Consider the following 16,207-nt stretch of genomic DNA (forward strand, 5'->3'; position numbering starts at 1 on the left):
GTGCGTGTCCGCAGGCCTGTTCCGTCCTCGCTGGATCGGGCTGTTCCTGATCCTCGTGAGTGTCGTCGTCGCCTGCACCCTCCTGGGCATGTGGCAGCTGGGAGTCGCCCAGGACAAGGGGCGGGCGGAGGCCGTCAGCGCCGCCGCGAAGCTGCAGCGCGAGCCGCTCGAGCAGGTGACGCGGCCACACTCGGACTTCGAGGCCGACTTCTCGAACCGCCCGGTCTCCGCGGTCGGCACGTATGACGCCCGCGACCAGATCCTCGTTGTGGACCGTCGGCTCGATGGCCGGGTCGGCTCCTGGGTCGTCACCCCGCTGCGAACCGCCCAGGGCACCATCGCCGTCCTCCGGGGCTTCACGGACGGGACCCCGACCACCCTGCCCGACCCGCCCAGCGGCACCGTGACCATCCTCGGTACGCTCGGCCCCGGCGAGTCGCCGCAGGTGGACGCCGCTCCGCTGCCGGCCCCGCAGCGGCCCGCCATCGACCTTGCCGCCCTCGTCAACGAGTGGCCGGGGCAGCTCTACAACGTGGTGCTCCTCGCATCGAGCGAGTCCGTCGGCGGGACGGCGCTCGACCCGTCGGCCTCCGGCCTGAGCCGGGTGCCGCCACCGGGGCTGCCGTCGCACCTCAACATCCAGAACGCCGCCTACGCCGTCCAGTGGTGGGTCTTCGGGCTCTTTGCGGTCTGGATGTTCGTCAAGATCGTCAGAGCCGAATGGCTGGCCGAGCGCCAGCATGTTGCACCCAAGGAAGAGGCCCACGCGTGAGCACCTACCCGACCAAGCTGGCCAAGCCGAAGCAGATCCGCTCGGCGCTGTCCTTCTATCGCGTCATGGCGATCGTCGCCGGCATCGCCCTGTTCATCCTCATCGCCGAGATGGTGATGAAATACGGCTTCCACCTGGACAACTTCCTGACCCGCAACTGGAGCTACATCCACGGCTTCATCTACATGGGGTATGCCGCGTCGGTCGCCAACCTCGGGCTGAAGTGCGCGTGGCGGCTCGAGCGGATCGTGCTCAACCTCCTCGCCGGTTTCGTCCCGGTCGTCCCGTGGATCGCCGAGCACCGGGTCAACCGGGAGACCACCGCCCTGCTCCAGCGCACGTACGTCGCGGACACCGCCAGCAGCGCCGAGGACAGCCAGCCCGCCTGACTTAGGCGCTCAATCGCGATCGAGAGTGCAGTCTTTCCGATCGAGAGTGCACTTTTCTCGATCGAGAGTGCACTTCCTGTCGCACAACGGGAGGTATGCCGCCCACCGCGGACCGCGCGGCGGCGCCGTCCCAGCCCAGCGGCATACGGGCTGCTCGGGGTGGGCCGCTAGGCTTTCGTCGTGAGCGAGACCCCCACTGACCTGCAGCGTCACCCCGTCCTCGTCGTCGACTTCGGCGCCCAGTACGCGCAGCTCATCGCGAGGCGCGTCCGGGAGGCGCAGGTCTACAGCGAGGTCGTGCCGCACTCCATGCCGGTCAGCGAGATGCTGGCGAAGAAGCCGGCCGCGATCATCCTGTCCGGAGGGCCGAGCTCGGTCTACGAGGAGGGGGCGCCGCGGCTCGACCCGGCCCTGCTCGAGGGCGGCGTACCGGTCTTCGGCATGTGCTACGGCTTCCAGTCGATGGCCCAGGCGCTCGGGGGGACGGTCGCCCAGACGGGTTCGCGTGAGTACGGCAAGACGGGCGCCACGATCGCCGGCACCGACTCGACCCTCTTCGAGGGCCAGCCGAGGAGCCAGATCGTGTGGATGTCGCACGGCGACTCGGTGACCGTCGCTCCCGACGGCGCCCGGGTCACCGCCTCCACCGCGGGCACGCCGGTCGCCGCCATCGAGGACGACGAGCGACAGCTGTACGGCGTCCAGTGGCACCCCGAGGTGCTCCACTCCGAGCAGGGGCAGCGGGTGCTCGAGAACTTCCTCTGGAAGGGCGCCGGCATCGAGCCCTCGTGGACCCCGGGCAACGTCGTCGAGGACCTCGTCGCGGCCGTCCGGGAGCAGGTCGGCAAGGACCGGGTGCTCTGCGCCCTCTCGGGCGGGGTCGACTCGTCGGTCGCCGCCGCGCTCGTGCAGCGGGCCGTCGGCGACCAGCTGACCTGTGTGTTCGTCGACCACGGGCTGCTCCGCGAGGGCGAGGCGGAACAGGTCGAGAAGGACTTCGTCGCCGCGACCGGCGTCGACCTCGTCGTCATCGACGCGCGCGAGCGGTTCCTCACGGCGCTGGCCGGGGTCACCGACCCGGAGACGAAGCGCAAGGTCATCGGCGAGCAGTTCATCCGCGTCTTCGAGCAGGCGGCCCGCGACATCGTCGAGGACCGCGGGGACGAGGAGCACCCCGTCAAGTGGCTCGTGCAGGGCACCCTCTACCCGGACGTCGTCGAGTCCGGCGGCGGCGAGGGCGCGGCCAACATCAAGAGCCACCACAATGTCGGCGGCCTGCCCGAGGACCTGCAGTTCCAGCTCGTCGAGCCGCTGCGGGCGCTCTTCAAGGACGAGGTCCGCCAGGTCGGCCTGGAGCTGGGCGTGCCCGAGGCGATCGTGTGGCGCCAGCCGTTCCCGGGCCCCGGCCTGGGCATCCGGATCATCGGGGCCGTCGACGCGGAGCGCCTTGCGATCCTGCGCCGGGCCGACGCGATCGCCCGCGAGGAGCTGACCCGCGCCGGGCTGGACCGCGACATCTGGCAGTGCCCGGTCGTGCTCCTCGCCGACGTCCGCTCGGTCGGCGTGCAGGGAGACGGGCGGACCTACGGGCACCCGGTGGTGCTGCGTCCGGTGGCCTCCGAGGACGCGATGACGGCCGACTGGGCGCGGGTGCCCTACGACGTGCTCGCCCACATCTCGACCCGGATCACGAACGAGGTCGCCGAGGTCAACCGGGTCGTCCTCGACGTGACGAGCAAGCCGCCGGGCACCATCGAGTGGGAGTGATCGCCGGCTGACCCACGCGCGGCTCGGACGGTGAGCGGTACCGGATCACAGACGGCCTCGCTAGCGTGAGCGCCATGTCGACCGGCACGAGCGCCCACCGCGCGAGCGGCGAGCAGCCCAGGGTCCGCGCCGACCACTCGAGCGGCCCGAGCCGCCTCGCGGACGTGATCGTGCCGGCCCTGCTGCTGGTGGCCCTCGTGCTCCTCACGGTCGCTGTCGTGCGGGGCCTCACCGTCCGGATCGACGACCCGGTCTACGAGGCGACCCCGGGCGGGGGCAACGGTCCGGCGGTGCCCGACGTCCTCGCCCTCGTCGTCGTCGACATCGGCACGCCGGCCGTGTGCGTCGCCGTGGTCCTGCTGCTCGCGGTGGCGCTCTGGGTGCGCACCCGGCGCATCGGGCCGCTCATCATGACCGCGTCGGCGACCGCCCTGCTCACTCTCACCGTGCTGCTGGGCAAGGGCCTCATCCCGAGGCCGCTGCCCGGTTTTGCCGAGGTCGTCGGCGACCGGGGGGCCTACCCGTCCGGCCACACCGCCACGGTGCTCGTGTGCGCCGGTCTCCTGGCCGAGCTCGTCTCACAGGCCCGTCCCGCGCTCCGGAGGCGCGCCTGGCTGGGCGTCGCCGCCTGGACCGTGCTCGTCGCCGCAGGGCTGCTGTGGCTGCACTTCCACTGGCTGAGCGACGTGGTGGGGTCGATGCTCCTCGGATCGCTGATCCTGTGGCTGCTGCTGCGCTGGCCCCTGCGGCTCGGGATGGGTGGCGGCAGGCGACTCAGGGACGGAGGCCGCGTCCGGTCCCGTTAGTGTTGTCGCCATGTGTGGGATCGCGGGATACGTCGGCTTCAACGCGGACGAGGCGCTGCTGCGTCGGATGAACGACTGCCAGCGCCACCGCGGGCCGGACGGCGAGGGCATCTTCACCGACGGGCGCGGCGGCCTCGCCCATCGGCGCCTCTCGATCATCGACGTCGCGCACGGGCAACAGCCCATGAGCACGGCCGACGGGCGCTTCACGATCGCCTACAACGGTGAGGTCTACAACTACCTCGACCTGCGGGCCCAGCTCGAGGAGCTCGGCCACACGTTCACGACAGACAGCGACACCGAGGTCGTCCTCGAGGCGTTCGCCGCCTGGGGGTCCGACGCGTTCGACCGCTTCAACGGAATGTTCGGCCTCGCCATCTGGGACCGCGAGAACCGCACGATGACCCTCGCGCGCGACCACTTCGGGATCAAGCCCCTGTACGTATGCCGTGCCGCTGCGGACGGCGGGGACGGATGGGTGTTCGCCTCCGAGATCAAGCCGATCCTGCAGTCGGGGCACTACGAGAAGCGGCCCAACGACCGGACCATCTACCGCTACCTGCGCTACCGGATCCACGAGGACGGACGCGAGACGTTCTTCGACGGGATCGAGCGGCTCGAGCCCGGCGAGATGATGACCATCGGCGAGGACGGGCACGCGGAGCGCCGGATGTACACCCGGCTGCGTGAGGAGCTGGCCGAGCTCTCGTCGGTGCAGCGGCCCTACGACGAGGCGACGGCAGCCGAGTACCGCGAGCGCCTCGTCGAGGCGGTCCGGCTCCGGCTCCAGTCCGAGGTGCCGGTCGGCACGTCGCTGTCCGGTGGGCTCGACTCGTCGGCGGTCGCCGTCATCATCAACCGGCTCATCAACGCCGGGGACAAGACGACGGAGTCCGTGGGGCAGCAGCAGAACACGTTCAGCGCGGTGTTCCCCAACTCGATCAACGACGAGGAGCGCTACGTCGACGACGTCCTCGAGATCTGCCGGGGCCATGTCGACGGGCACAAGATCAAGCCCACGGCCTCCGAGTTCAAGGCTGACCTGCGCGACTTCGTCCGCACCCAGGAGGAGCCGCTCATCTCGAGCGGGCCATACGCCCAGTACCAGGTGATGCGCGAGGCGACGAAGCACGTCACCGTCCTGCTCGACGGCCAGGGTGCCGACGAGATGATGGCCGGCTACGTGCCCTACTACTTCGTCTACCTCCGGCAGCTCCGGGCCCAGGGCGCCCGGAAGGCGGCGACCGAGCTGTCGAAGTCGCTCGACGTGCTCTACCGGCTCGGGCGCTTCAAGCTCAAGGCGAAGCTGCGCGGCCGCCGGGACATCCCGACGACCCAGCTGCTCGGCCGTGACTTCGTCTCCGCGCACCGTGACGAGCGGTACGTCGTCGAGCAGGCGAACCTCAAGAAGCGGCTCATCGAGGACCTCTTCGTCGGGTCCCTGCCGTCGCTGCTGCGCTACGAGGACAAGAACACGATGCGGTACTCCCTCGAGGGGCGCGTGCCGTTCCTCGACAAGGAGGTCGTGAAGTTCCTGTTCTCGCTCTCCGATGAGGCGATCATCAAGGACGGCTGGAACAAGCGCATACTGCGCGATGCCACCCGGGACCTGCTGCCCGACTCGATCCGCAAACGCCGCAACAAGATCGGCTTCACGACGCCCCAGGGCGAGTGGTTCATGACGCTCAAGAACCACTTCTACGGCATCTTCCTGTCGGAGTCGTTCGCGACCCGGCCCTACTTCAACCAGACCGAGGTGCTCCACGCCTTCGAGGGTTGGATCAAGGGCACGAACGACGTCGACTCCATGACGTTCTGGCGCCTGATCAACCTCGAGCTGTGGCTGCAGGAGTACTTCGACGAGCAGCCGAGCGAGACGGACGTGGCTGCCCAGACCAAGCCCAAGACGGACTACGAGCCGAACTCTCGCAAGTCCCTCGACCTGGCGCTCGACTCCGGTGAGACGGTGCGGCGCTATCCGCTGCGGACCGAGCTCTACGCCCGCGAGGACGACCTCGAGGCGAAGACACTGGGCTACATCGACGGGTTCTTCGGCGGCCTGCCGGCTGCCGGGCCGGAGCACGAGGTGGCCACCAAGGGCCGTTGGTACTTCTTCATCTCGGAGAAGATCGTCGCGATCACCCAAGGGCGGTCCTACTTCATCTGGGACATCAAGGTGTCGCGTCCGGCCAGGGTGCTCTCGCGCTACGTGACGCGGACCCCGGCCGGCATCGGGCTCGGTTCGCCGTTCACCATGCAGCTCGCCATCGAGGAGGCCGGCCTGCCGAAGGTGCTCTACGCCGCCGCCGGTGGCGCGGTCGGCAAGCTGATCGGCAAGCGGGGCCTGTTCTACGACCTCGTCGGCGGCGACATCCGGGCCATCGACGGCCCGACGGAGTACTCCGTCTATCCGGCCAACGTGTCGGCCAAGCTCGCCCCGAAGGACCCGGATGCGGTGGCGGCACGCCTGTCCGCTGCCATCCGGGCCCGGGTGCCCGAGCCGTGGCGCTCGACCTTCGGCGGCACCGTCGTCATGGACGCGAACGACATCGGGCGCAACGTCCTCGGCAAGGACGCGCCCGGTCCGAAGGAGCGCTACGAGGCGATGTTCGCCGACAACCCGCTCGGCCAGGGGTCCGAGCAGACCCCGATGGCGGTCGTCTTCGAGCAGTCCTGACGCCGGGCGGCTTCGGCTCTCGTCGAGTGAGCAGTCCGTCCCATGGGCCCCACGGGATGTTGTAACGGGTGGGGCGGAGCGCTCACCCGACGTGCGGGGGCAGGGTCGTGAGCGGCATACGAACCTGACCCGCGCGACTGTCCCACGGGGGAGCGGGGGCTCTTTTTGGGCGTGATCACAACCAAGAGGGCACACACCCGGATCCCCGGTGGCCTTCGTCCTCTGGTGAGGCGCCTCGTTTGTTGCCATGGTGGATGGGCACGCACCCACCGGAGGAGGTCCGATGCTCACGCTCACCGATGCCCAGCAGACCCAGCCGTTGGACGAGGAGGCCCTGAGCGACGTCGACGCGTACTGGCGGGCCTGCAACTACCTCGCCGTTGGGCAGATCTACCTGCTCGACAACCCGCTGCTGAAGGTCCCGCTCCTCCCAACACACATCAAACCGCGGCTGCTCGGGCACTGGGGCACGACCCCCGGGCTCAACCTGGTCTACGCGCACTGCAACCGGGTCATCCGCGAGCGGGACCTCGACATGATGTACATCATCGGGCCCGGGCACGGAGGCCCCGCGATCGCGGCGAACGCCTGGCTCGAGGGGAGCTACACCGACCACTACCCGGACGTCCGGCAGGACGAGGTCGGGATGAAGCGCCTGTTCCGCCAGTTCTCCTTCCCGGGCGGCATCCCGAGCCACGTCGCGCCCGAGATCCCCGGCTCGATCCACGAGGGTGGTGAGCTCGGCTACTCCCTCGCCCACGCCTTCGGCGCCGCCTTCGACAACCCCGACCTCGTCGTCACGTGCGTCGTCGGCGACGGCGAGGCCGAGACCGGGGCCCTCGCCACCTCCTGGCAGTCCACCACCTTCCTCAACCCCGCCCGGGACGGCGCCGTCCTGCCGATCCTGCACCTGAACGGCTACAAGATCGCCAACCCCACCGTGCTCGCCCGGATCGGTGACGAGGCGCTCACCGACCTGCTCCAGGGCGCCGGCTGGCGGCCCTATCTGGTCGAGGGCGACGACCCGGAGCAGGTCCACCAGGCGCTCGCCGGCACCATGGACCGCGTCCTCGACGAGATCGCCGACATCCAGCGTGAGGCCCGCTCAGGGGCCGAGCCGCGGCGTCGCGGAGAGGAGGGCTGGCGTCCCTGGCCGATGATCGTGCTGCGCACCCCGAAGGGCTGGACCGGCCCCCACATCGTCGACGGCAAGCAGGTCGAAGGCACGTGGCGCGCCCACCAGGTGCCGCTCGCCGAGGTCCGCAACAACGCCGCGCACCTGGGGATGCTCGAGCGGTGGCTCCGCAGCTACCGCCCGCACGAGCTCTTCGACGACGACGGCGTGCCGAACGAGCGGCTCAGGACATGGGCGCCCACCGGCACCCGGCGGATGGGCTCGAACCTGCACGCCAACGGGGGCCGCCTGACGCGAGGACTGGACCTGCCCGACTTCCGCGACTACGGCGTCGACATCGACGGGCACGGCCGCACCACGAGCGAGAGCACCCGGGTGCTCGCGAGGTGGCTCGCCGAGGTCATGCGCCGCAACATGACGACGTTCCGCCTCTTCGGTCCCGACGAGACGGCCTCCAACCGCCTGGACGCGGTCTACGACACCACCGGCAAGACGTGGGGCGCGCAGGTCCTGCCCGTCGACGAGCACCTCGCGGCGGACGGCCGCGTCATGGAGGTCCTCGCCGAGCACCTGTGCGAGGGCTGGCTCGAGGGCTATCTGCTCACCGGGCGGCATGGCCTCTTCAGCTGCTACGAGGCGTTCGTTCACATCGTCGACTCGATGTTCAACCAGCACGCCAAGTGGCTCAACACGTCTCGGCGCATCGAGTGGCGAGCGCCGATCCCGTCCCTCAACTACCTGCTCACCTCGCACGTGTGGCGTCAGGACCACAACGGCTTCTCGCACCAGGACCCGGGCTTCATCGACCACGTCGTCAACAAGAAGGCCGAGGTCATCAGGGTCTACCTGCCACCGGACGCGAACTGCCTGCTCTCCGTCGCCGACCACTGCCTGCGCAGCCGTGACTACGTCAACGTCATCGTCGCGGGCAAGCAGCCCGAGCTCGTCTGGCTCAGCATGGACGAGGCGGCCGCCCACTGCGCCCGGGGCATCGGTGTGTGGGACTGGGCGGGCAACGACGAGGGGGACCCGGATGTCGTGCTCGCCTGCGCCGGGGACGTGCCGACCCTCGAGACGCTCGCGGCTGCCGACCTGCTGCGGCACGACCTGCCAGACCTCAAGGTCCGGGTCGTCAACGTCGTCGACCTCATGCGGCTCCAGCCGCCGAGGGAGCACCCGCACGGTATGCCGGACCCGGAGTACGACGCGCTCTTCCCGCCCGACGTGCCGGTGATCTTCGCGTACCACGGCTACCCCTGGCTCATCCACCGGCTCGCCTACCGCCGGCACAACCACGAGCACCTGCACGTGCGCGGCTACAAGGAGGAGGGCACCACGACGACGCCCTTCGACATGGTCCTCGTCAATGACCTCGACCGCTTCCACCTCGTCATGGACGTCATCGACCGGGTGCCAGGCCTCGGCTCACGGGCCGCCGTCGTTCGGCAGGAACTCGTTGACAGGCGCGCGGAGAACCGACGCTACGTCCGCGAGCACGGAACCGACATGGCGGAGGTCGCCGACTGGGTCTGGCCCGACCAGTGAGGGTCCTCGTCGTCAACGCCGGGTCGTCGAGCCTGAAGCTGAGCGTCCTCGACGAGTCGGACGAGGTCGTCGAGCAGCACGACCTGGAGCAGTGGGACGGCGGGGCGGAGGCGATCGCCCGCGCCGCCGGGGCCTGGAGCTGCGACGCGATCGGGCACCGGGTGGTCCACGGCGGGCCGCGCCTGACCGATCCCGTCATCGTCGACGACTCGGTCCGCGACCAGATCGCGGCCGTCACGCCCCTCGCCCCGCTGCACCAGCCGCGCGCCCTCGCCGGCATCGACGCGACCCGGGAGGCGTGGCCGGATCTGCCGTCGGTCGCCTGCTTCGACACGGCGTTCCACGCGAGCATGCCGACGGCATCCGCGACGTATGCCGTCCCCGCCGACTGGCGGGACCGCTGGCCCATCCGTCGCTACGGGTTCCACGGCCTCTCGCACCGCTATGCGTCCCGCCGCGGGGCGCAGCTCGTCGGGCGACGGGTCGAGGACCTCCGCCTCGTCACGTGCCATCTCGGTGCCGGAGCGTCCCTGTGTGCGGTCAAGGGCGGGCGGAGCATCGACACGACGATGGGGTTCACCCCGCTCGAGGGACTCGTCATGGCGACGAGGTCCGGGACGGTCGACCCAGGTCTCGTCCTCTGGCTCGTCCGCGAGGCCGGGGTGTCCCCGGGGCGGGTCAACGACGCCCTCGAGCACGAGTCGGGCGTGCTCGCCCTCGCCGGCACGGCCAAGCTCGAGGAGGTCACCGAGCGGGCCACCCGGCCCCCAGCCGAACGCGACGACCTCGCCGTCCTCGCCCTCGACGTCTACGTCCACCGCTTGGTGCGGGAGCTGGGTGGGATGGTCGCCGTGATGGGGGGCGTCGACGGCATCGTCTTCACCGGTGGCGTCGGCGAGCACTCGTCCGTCGTGCGCGCGCGGGCGGTGGCGGCCCTGGCGTGGCTGGGGGTGGGCCTCGACGAGGACCGGAACGACCGAGCGCATGGGGACTGTGTGATCAGCAGTACCGACAGCGGGGTCGCGGTCCTCGTCGTCGAGTCGCGGGAGGACATCGAGATCGCCCGGCAGGTGCGCCGGGTCCTGTCCTAGGCGTGCGCGCCTTCCTCGTCGAGGTGGGCGTCGCCCGGCTCCTTCTTCGGGCTGAACCACCAGATCACCCAGCCGATCAGGCCGAGCGGCACCTCGAAGAAGTGCGTGAAGAGCGAGAAGAGCACGACTCCGGCCGTCGCCTGGGCGGGGTCCGCGCCCCACCCGACGAGCACCGCCGCGGTGCCGGCCTCGGGGACGCCGAGGCCGCCGGGCGTGATCCCGACTGCGGTCAGCAGCCGCCCGACCGTGTAGGCCCCGAACATGTAGGCGAACGGCATCTGGACGCCCATGGAGTTGAGGCAGAACCAGAACAGGATGTAGTAGACGCCGAAGAAGCCGATCAGCCCGTAGGTCATCTCGAGCCACCCGTAGCGGACGATCTCGATGATGCGCCGCCGCAGGTCGGTGATCGCGAACTCGAGGTCGAAGTCCTTCTTGCGCCGACGCCGAAGCGGTGCGGAGACCTTCATGAGCCAGCGACCGAGCTTGTGGGCGAACGTTTCCGACGCGAGCGCGCCCCAGAACGCCACGACCACACCGGTGCCGATGAGGGCACCGAGGATCGCGGCCTGCGCGACAAGGGGATTGAGGTGGCCGATGCCGAAGATGATGGCGATGATGCCGACGACGGGCAGCACCACGCGTGCCAGCACGTTCCAGACGCCGGTGACGATGACCATCGTGGAGATGTCCCGGCGCAGGAAGCCCCACGACCGCAGCTGCTTGTAGGTCACGACGACGCCTGCGGCGCCGCCACCGGGCAGCAGGTTGCCGATCGAGCTGCCGCAGGCGTTGACGATCATCGCCTGCAGGTGGCCCAGTCCCTTCAGCGACCCCGTGTAGAGGAACGTCACGAGCCACAGGCCGGAGATCATGAGGACGGTGAGCCCGAGGACCGTGCCGCGCTGCAGCTGGGAGAGCAGGTGCCACACATCGGTCCACGTCGTGTGTGCGACCTTCGGCAGACCCCACCAGAGGAGGAAGACCGCGAGGCCGACGCCCACGACGAACTGCAGCAGACGCCATACGATCGAACGCCGCTGCGAGGCGGCCGGGGCGTTCGCGAGGGGCCCGCTCACGGAAGTCCCTCGAAGACGTCGGTGTGTATGCCGCTCACCGGGCTCTCATCAGCCGTCCGGTTCGTCGCGGGGGCCCCACCGGTCGCATCGACGTACCACTCGCGCCCGAAGACGAGGTCGTAGAGCGGGCGCGGGATCCGCAGGAAGGCGGCCAGGGTGCGGTCCGCGCCGCCGTCGGCGCTCGCCTGGGACGCGTGTGCCCGCATGGAGGCTCGCTTGGCCTTGATGTGGCGGCGCACGTTGATCCGGTGCGTGATGTCGCGGCGCGCCGAGAAGGCCCGGTTGAAGGAGTCACGGTCGAACTCCGGCGGGAAGCGGTAGACCTTCGCGGCGAGGTCGATGGCCCGGCAGATCGTGTCGCGGGGGACGGTCGCCTGCAGTACACGTGGGGTGCGGGCGAGCGCCGCGGCCCGCATGCCGACCTCGTGAGCCTTGACGTGGTCGGGGTGGCCATAGCCGCCGTTGGGGTCGTAGGTGAGCAGGACGTCGACGTCCTCCTCGGTGAGGATGGCCGCGAGCCGGGCGGCCGCTTCGTCGGTGTCAGCGCGGACGAACCTGGTCGTGCCCGGCGGGTCGGGTGGGGCGTGCGGGCCGAGGCCGCTGTCGGCATAGCCGAGGTGCTCCACGCGGGCCACCCCGAGCGCGCGGCCGCTCGTCTCGAGCTCGGCCATCCGCCGTACCGCCAGGGCACCGTCGCCGGCGAACTCGGTGGCGGCGAGCCCCTCGCCGCCGTCGGTGGCGACCACGAGGACGACCCGATGCCCCTCGGCCGCGGCACGCGCCATCGTCCCGGACGTGAGGAGGGCCTCGTCGTCAGGATGGGCGTGGAATGCGAGCAGCGTGTACGACATACGTTCGTCCATCTTTGCGCATGACAGAGTGTTCCCCGTGAAGGTGGCGCTCCTGTCTGACTGTTACCTGCCGCGCCTCGGTGGGATCGAGGTCCAGACGCACGACCTCGCGGCCCAGCTCGTGGCGCTCGGGCACGAGGTCGAGGTCTTCACGGCGACGCCCGGCGCGGACAGCGAGATGCACGGGGCGGTCACGGTCGTCGACGGGATCCCGGTGCACCGTCTCGCGGTGCGGATGCCGTGGGAGCTCCCGGTCAACCCGACGGCGCCGAGGGAGCTGCGCCGGCGCCTGGTCGCCGGCGGCTTCGACGTCGCGCACGTGCAGACGGGGGTCGTGAGCCCCTTCGCCTGGGACTGCACCCGGATGACGGTCGGGCTGGGCCTGCCGACCGCGATGACGTGGCACTGCATGCTCGGTCCGACGACGGGCCTGTTCAAGGCCGCTCGGTTCGTGCGTCGATGGGCCGACCGGGGAGTCGCCATGTCGGCGGTCTCGGAGGTCGCGGCCGAGCCGCTGCGCCGGGTCGTCGGCGCCGCCGGCGAGGTGACCGTGCTGCCGAACGGCATCGACGTCTCCCGCTGGCGCCCGGCGAGGACGGGAGCCGGCCCTGCCATGGAAAGCGGCCCCTCGACGACCGCCCACCCCGAGAGGCCGCGCACAGACGAGAGGCCACTGCGGCTCGTCACCGCGATGCGGCTGGCCCCGCGCAAGCGGCCCACCGCGCTCGTCGACCTCGTCCGCCACGCCGCCGACCTGGTCCGCCCCGGCTCGCTCGACCTGACCATCCTCGGGGAGGGCCCCGAGCGTCGGCGGGTCGAGGCACAGGTCCGGGCGCACGGCCTCGACTGGGTCCACCTGCCCGGGCGCGCGCCCCGGGACGAGCTGGCCGCCCGCTACGCCGAGAGCGACGTCTATCTCTCCCCGACCCGGCTCGAGTCCTTCGGGATCGCGGCCCTCGAGGCCCGCACCGCCGGGCTGCCGGTCGTGGGCAGGCACGGCTCCGGCGTCGGGGAGTTCGTCACCGACGGCGTCGGGGGCCGCATCGTGGGTGACGATGCGGAGATGGCCCTCGTCATCGCGGAGCTCGCCACGAACCGCGGGGTGGTCGAGCGGATGCGCGCCTGGAACCTCGAGCACCCGCCGAGCCAGGACTGGCCGCGCGTCGCCGCCCTCGCCGCCGCGGAGTACGACCGGGCCCGCGCCCTCGCCAGGCTCCGGAGCGCCCGCCGGTGAGGACGAACGTGCCCGGCGGCGTCCGGGTGGTCGCCGTGCCCACGTGCGGCGAGCCCGTCGACCTGGGCCGGATCGCGCACGGCCAGCACCCCGAGTCGCTCCTGCACGCGGCCGGGTGGGCCGCCGAGGAGCCCCTCTCCGCCAGCGTGGCAGGGGACGGCGCGCTCGAGCTCGCCTACGGCGTGAGCCCGCTCAGCGGCACACCTCCGCGTCTGGAGGGTCGCCGTCGCGACTCGGACGTGCCCGCGGACGCGACCGGGGAGGCGTACCAGCGGGTCGCGGCCTACGCGCTCGTCATGAGCCGGGAGGGGGTGCTGCTCACCGAGTTCACCGCCCAGACCCACGTGGCGGGGGAGTGGGGCCTGCCCGGCGGCGGGCTCGAGGCCGGCGAGACGCCGGTCGACGGCGTGCTGCGCGAGGTCTGGGAGGAGACGGGGCAGCAGATCCTGCTCGGCAAGCTCATCGCGATCCAGTCGAGCCACTGGATCGGTCGGGCCCCGTCCGGGGTCATCGAGAACTTCCATGCGATCCGGATCGTCTACCGCGCCGCCTGTCCGGAGCCGACCGAGCCGGTCATCCACGACGTGGGCGGGACGACCGGGGACGCGCGCTGGGTGCCGCTCGACCGGGTCCAGGAGCTGCCGATGACTCGGTCGTGGCAGGAGTTCGAGGCCCTCGTCGGGGACGGCCCGGCGCCACCGTAGGATCGCGGCCATGGACGTCCTCCAGAAGATCATCCTTGTCCTCCACCTGCTCGGCATGGCCGCGATCGTCGGCGGCTGGGTCGCGACGCGGGGCACCCGGAAGGTGTCGGAGGTCGTCGTCTGGGGGGCGCGGGCGCAGCTCGTGACCGGGCTCGTCCTCGTCGGGCTCGCCGAGGCGACCAAGGACGAGGGGAGCTCGCTCAACCACACCAAGATCGGCATCAAGCTGCTCATCGCCATCTGCGTCGTCGCCTTCGCCGAGATCGGCCGGGCTCGCGCGAAGCGTGGCGAGTCCTCGTCGACGGCCCTCGATGCGGCCGGTGCCGGTGGCGTGCTCAACGTCCTCGTCGCCGCCCTCTGGTGAGATGCGTTGGAACGTCGGCGTCCTCGCCGGCCTGCTGATCGGGCTGGCCTGGCTCGCCGGGGGCATCGTCACCTACGTCATCGGTCGCCGCAATGCCCGTCGCTCCAACCGTGAGGGGGCCGGAGGCGCCGCGGTCATCGGCATCTTCATCGTCGTCGTGGGCGCCCTGACGCTCTTCGCGACCCTCCTGCTCGCCGTGGTTCCCGGCAACGACTGACGACCGGCCTTCCGCCGAACGACCCCTGATACCGCCCGCCGGGCACGCCGAGCACCGGACACGCCGCGACCACCGGTTCGTGGACGTTTCGCCGACCAGCCCGTATGCCGCTGGGCGCGGTGCCGCCCGACCGCTCAGGGGCGCTCGAAGCCGAGCTCCCCTCCGACCCAGGTCTGCTCGACCACGGTGTCGCGGATCGCCGCGGGGTCCGACCGCTCGAGGTCCCACAGGTCCCGGTCGACGCAGACGAAGTCCGCGAGGTGACCGGCGACGAGGCGCCCGACATCACGGCGGCCGGCCGCCTCCCACGCCCCGACGGTGTGGGCGTGCAGGGCCTCGTCGAGCGTGATCCGCTCGTCCGGCTGCCAGCCGCCCGGCGGGAAGCCGTCGCCCCGCTGCCGGGTGACGGCGGCGTGGAGCGCGTGGAACGGGTTCGGTTCCTCGACCGGGGCGTCGGAGCCGAAGGCCAGCCCGACGCCGGCGTCGAGCATCGAGCGCCACGCGTAGGACCGCAGGGGCCGGGGCCCGATGACGGAGTCCACGACCTCGAGGTCGGTCGTGCAGTGGGTCGGCTGCATCGAGGCGACGACGCGCAGCCGGGCGAACCGCGCGATGTCCTCCGGGAGCACGTGCTGGGCGTGCTCGATGCGGAGGATCGCGTCGGGGGCGCTCGGCCGCAGCTTCTCGTAGGCGTCGAGCACCAGCCGGTTGGCCTCGTCGCCGATGGCATGGGTGCAGACGTCGAGCCCGGCGTCGAGCGCCATGCCGATCCGGTCCAGCAGCACGGGGTACGGCGTCACCGCGAGCCCGCACGACTCGTGCCCGAGGAAGGGCTCGGTCATGTGGGAGGTCCGCGAGCCGAGGGCACCGTCGGCGAAGAACTTCACCGGGCCGACCCGGAGCCGGGCGTCACCGTCACCGGCGCGGCGGCCCTCGCCGATCGCCAGCTCGAGCTCCGGGTCGCGGACACACTTCGTGACCCGCAGCCGGAGCGAGCCGGCGTCGTGCATGGCGAGGTACCCCTGCCTGACCTCCTCGCCGTCGATGTCCGTGATGGCGGTGAGGCCGACGCCGAGCAGGTCTGCCTGGACGGCCTCGAGCCCGGCCCGCACCGCTTCGGCGTCCGGCGTCCGCTCCGGCAGCAGGTCGATCGCGTCGTCGTAGAGCACGCCGGACGGCTCGCCGCTCGCATCGCGGGCGATCTGTCCACCGACCGGGTCGGCCGTGTCGCTCGTGATGCCTGCGGCCGCCAGGGCAGCGGAGTTCACCCAGACGGAGTGGCCGTCGACGCTCGGCAGCACGGCGACCCGGTCACCGGTGACTCGGTCGAGGGACCACCGGTCCGGGCCGGGTCCGGTCCAGCGGTTCTGGTTCCACCGGCCGCCCCGCACGTCGGCGCCGGCAGCCAGCCGAGCGGCATACCGCTCGACGAGAGCGAGCGCCTCGTCCAGGGAACGGGTCTCGCGCAGGTCGACCGCCACCGACTCCTCGGCCAGCCACCCCGTGTGGATGTGTGCGTCGTGGAGGCCGGGGAGGACGGCGGCGCCCGGAAGGTCGACCACGTGCGTCGCACCGG

At 71.2% G+C, this 16,207-nt stretch carries 14 protein-coding genes; 11 read left to right on the forward strand and 3 right to left on the reverse strand.

The genetic code is table 11. The features are described from left to right. Positions 1-4 precede the first annotated feature (4 nt). The 7 genes from ACTHJJ_RS06155 (at position 5) to ACTHJJ_RS06185 (ending at position 10,182) form a co-directional block, all read left to right on the forward strand. Entirely contained in the window at positions 5-772 is a 768-nt protein-coding gene (locus ACTHJJ_RS06155) for an SURF1 family protein (RefSeq protein ID WP_440302056.1), read from the forward strand. Beyond that, entirely contained in the window at positions 769-1,161 is a 393-nt protein-coding gene (locus ACTHJJ_RS06160) for a DUF3817 domain-containing protein (protein ID WP_440302057.1), read from the forward strand. Before ACTHJJ_RS06155 ends, ACTHJJ_RS06160 begins: the two co-directional genes overlap by 4 nt. Before the next feature lie 180 nt (positions 1,162-1,341). Continuing rightward, complete coding sequence (guaA, locus tag ACTHJJ_RS06165; protein WP_440302058.1) at positions 1,342-2,928, forward strand: glutamine-hydrolyzing GMP synthase; 1,587 nt, start codon at positions 1,342-1,344, stop codon at positions 2,926-2,928. Positions 2,929-3,002: 74 nt separating this feature from the next. Further along, positions 3,003-3,734 (forward strand): phosphatase PAP2 family protein, encoded by a 732-nt coding sequence (locus ACTHJJ_RS06170; RefSeq protein ID WP_440302059.1) that lies wholly within the window; start codon positions 3,003-3,005, stop codon positions 3,732-3,734. 10 nt (positions 3,735-3,744) lie between these two features. Beyond that, positions 3,745-6,411 carry an asparagine synthase (glutamine-hydrolyzing) gene (asnB, locus tag ACTHJJ_RS06175; RefSeq protein WP_440302060.1) on the forward strand — a complete coding sequence of 889 codons (2,667 nt, stop codon included), beginning with the start codon at positions 3,745-3,747 and terminating at the stop codon, positions 6,409-6,411. Between the two features lie 283 nt (positions 6,412-6,694). Beyond that, positions 6,695-9,091 carry a phosphoketolase family protein gene (locus ACTHJJ_RS06180; protein WP_440302061.1) on the forward strand — a complete coding sequence of 799 codons (2,397 nt, stop codon included), beginning with the start codon at positions 6,695-6,697 and terminating at the stop codon, positions 9,089-9,091. Then, positions 9,088-10,182 carry an acetate/propionate family kinase gene (locus ACTHJJ_RS06185; RefSeq protein ID WP_440302062.1) on the forward strand — a complete coding sequence of 365 codons (1,095 nt, stop codon included), beginning with the start codon at positions 9,088-9,090 and terminating at the stop codon, positions 10,180-10,182. Before ACTHJJ_RS06180 ends, ACTHJJ_RS06185 begins: the two co-directional genes overlap by 4 nt. Here ACTHJJ_RS06185 and ACTHJJ_RS06190 read toward each other — a convergent pair. Together ACTHJJ_RS06190 and ACTHJJ_RS06195 are read right to left on the reverse strand one after the other, a co-directional pair. Beyond that, positions 10,179-11,261: a lysylphosphatidylglycerol synthase transmembrane domain-containing protein gene (locus tag ACTHJJ_RS06190; RefSeq protein ID WP_440302063.1), complete on the reverse strand. Its 1,083-nt coding sequence runs from the start codon at positions 11,259-11,261 to the stop codon at positions 10,179-10,181. The two genes, ACTHJJ_RS06185 and ACTHJJ_RS06190, sit on opposite strands and share 4 nt — an antisense overlap. Then, positions 11,258-12,112, reverse strand: coding sequence for a PIG-L deacetylase family protein (locus tag ACTHJJ_RS06195; RefSeq protein WP_440302064.1), 855 nt, complete (start codon positions 12,110-12,112; stop codon positions 11,258-11,260). Before ACTHJJ_RS06195 ends, ACTHJJ_RS06190 begins: the two co-directional genes overlap by 4 nt. A gap of 37 nt (positions 12,113-12,149) precedes the next feature. Here ACTHJJ_RS06195 and ACTHJJ_RS06200 point away from each other — a divergent pair, with 37 nt between their 5' ends. Genes ACTHJJ_RS06200 through ACTHJJ_RS06215 form a run of 4 tightly spaced genes read left to right on the forward strand, consistent with a single transcriptional unit; the run spans position 12,150 to position 14,631 of the window. Next, positions 12,150-13,346 (forward strand): glycosyltransferase, encoded by a 1,197-nt coding sequence (locus ACTHJJ_RS06200; protein WP_440302065.1) that lies wholly within the window; start codon positions 12,150-12,152, stop codon positions 13,344-13,346. Continuing rightward, positions 13,343-14,050, forward strand: coding sequence for an NUDIX hydrolase (locus tag ACTHJJ_RS06205; RefSeq protein WP_440302066.1), 708 nt, complete (start codon positions 13,343-13,345; stop codon positions 14,048-14,050). The genes ACTHJJ_RS06200 and ACTHJJ_RS06205 overlap by 4 nt, the downstream gene beginning before the upstream one ends. A gap of 10 nt (positions 14,051-14,060) precedes the next feature. Further along, positions 14,061-14,414 carry a hypothetical protein gene (locus ACTHJJ_RS06210; protein ID WP_440302067.1) on the forward strand — a complete coding sequence of 118 codons (354 nt, stop codon included), beginning with the start codon at positions 14,061-14,063 and terminating at the stop codon, positions 14,412-14,414. A 1-nt stretch (position 14,415) separates the two neighbouring features. Then, positions 14,416-14,631: a hypothetical protein gene (locus ACTHJJ_RS06215; protein WP_440302068.1), complete on the forward strand. Its 216-nt coding sequence runs from the start codon at positions 14,416-14,418 to the stop codon at positions 14,629-14,631. A 134-nt stretch (positions 14,632-14,765) separates the two neighbouring features. On the opposite strand, the gene ACTHJJ_RS06220 is transcribed toward ACTHJJ_RS06215, so the two are convergent. Further along, on the reverse strand, positions 14,766-16,207 hold a 1,442-nt coding region (locus ACTHJJ_RS06220), incomplete at its 5' end, for an amidohydrolase (RefSeq protein WP_440302069.1).

Origin of the sequence: Intrasporangium sp., assembly GCF_051961875.1 — a bacterium.
Lineage (GTDB): Bacteria > Actinomycetota > Actinomycetes > Actinomycetales > Dermatophilaceae > Intrasporangium_A.

Bases quoted from the DNA above. Each gene is read 5' to 3' on its own strand.
- ACTHJJ_RS06170 (WP_440302059.1), top strand. From the start codon at position 3,003: ATGTCGACCGGCACGAGCGCCCACCGCGCGAGCGGCGAGCAGCCCAGG.
- asnB (WP_440302060.1), top strand. From the start codon at position 3,745: ATGTGTGGGATCGCGGGATACGTCGGCTTCAACGCGGACGAGGCGCTG.
- ACTHJJ_RS06180 (WP_440302061.1), top strand. From the start codon at position 6,695: ATGCTCACGCTCACCGATGCCCAGCAGACCCAGCCGTTGGACGAGGAG.
- ACTHJJ_RS06195 (WP_440302064.1), bottom strand. From the start codon at position 12,112: ATGTCGTACACGCTGCTCGCATTCCACGCCCATCCTGACGACGAGGCC.
- ACTHJJ_RS06210 (WP_440302067.1), top strand. From the start codon at position 14,061: ATGGACGTCCTCCAGAAGATCATCCTTGTCCTCCACCTGCTCGGCATG.
- ACTHJJ_RS06215 (WP_440302068.1), top strand. From the start codon at position 14,416: ATGCGTTGGAACGTCGGCGTCCTCGCCGGCCTGCTGATCGGGCTGGCC.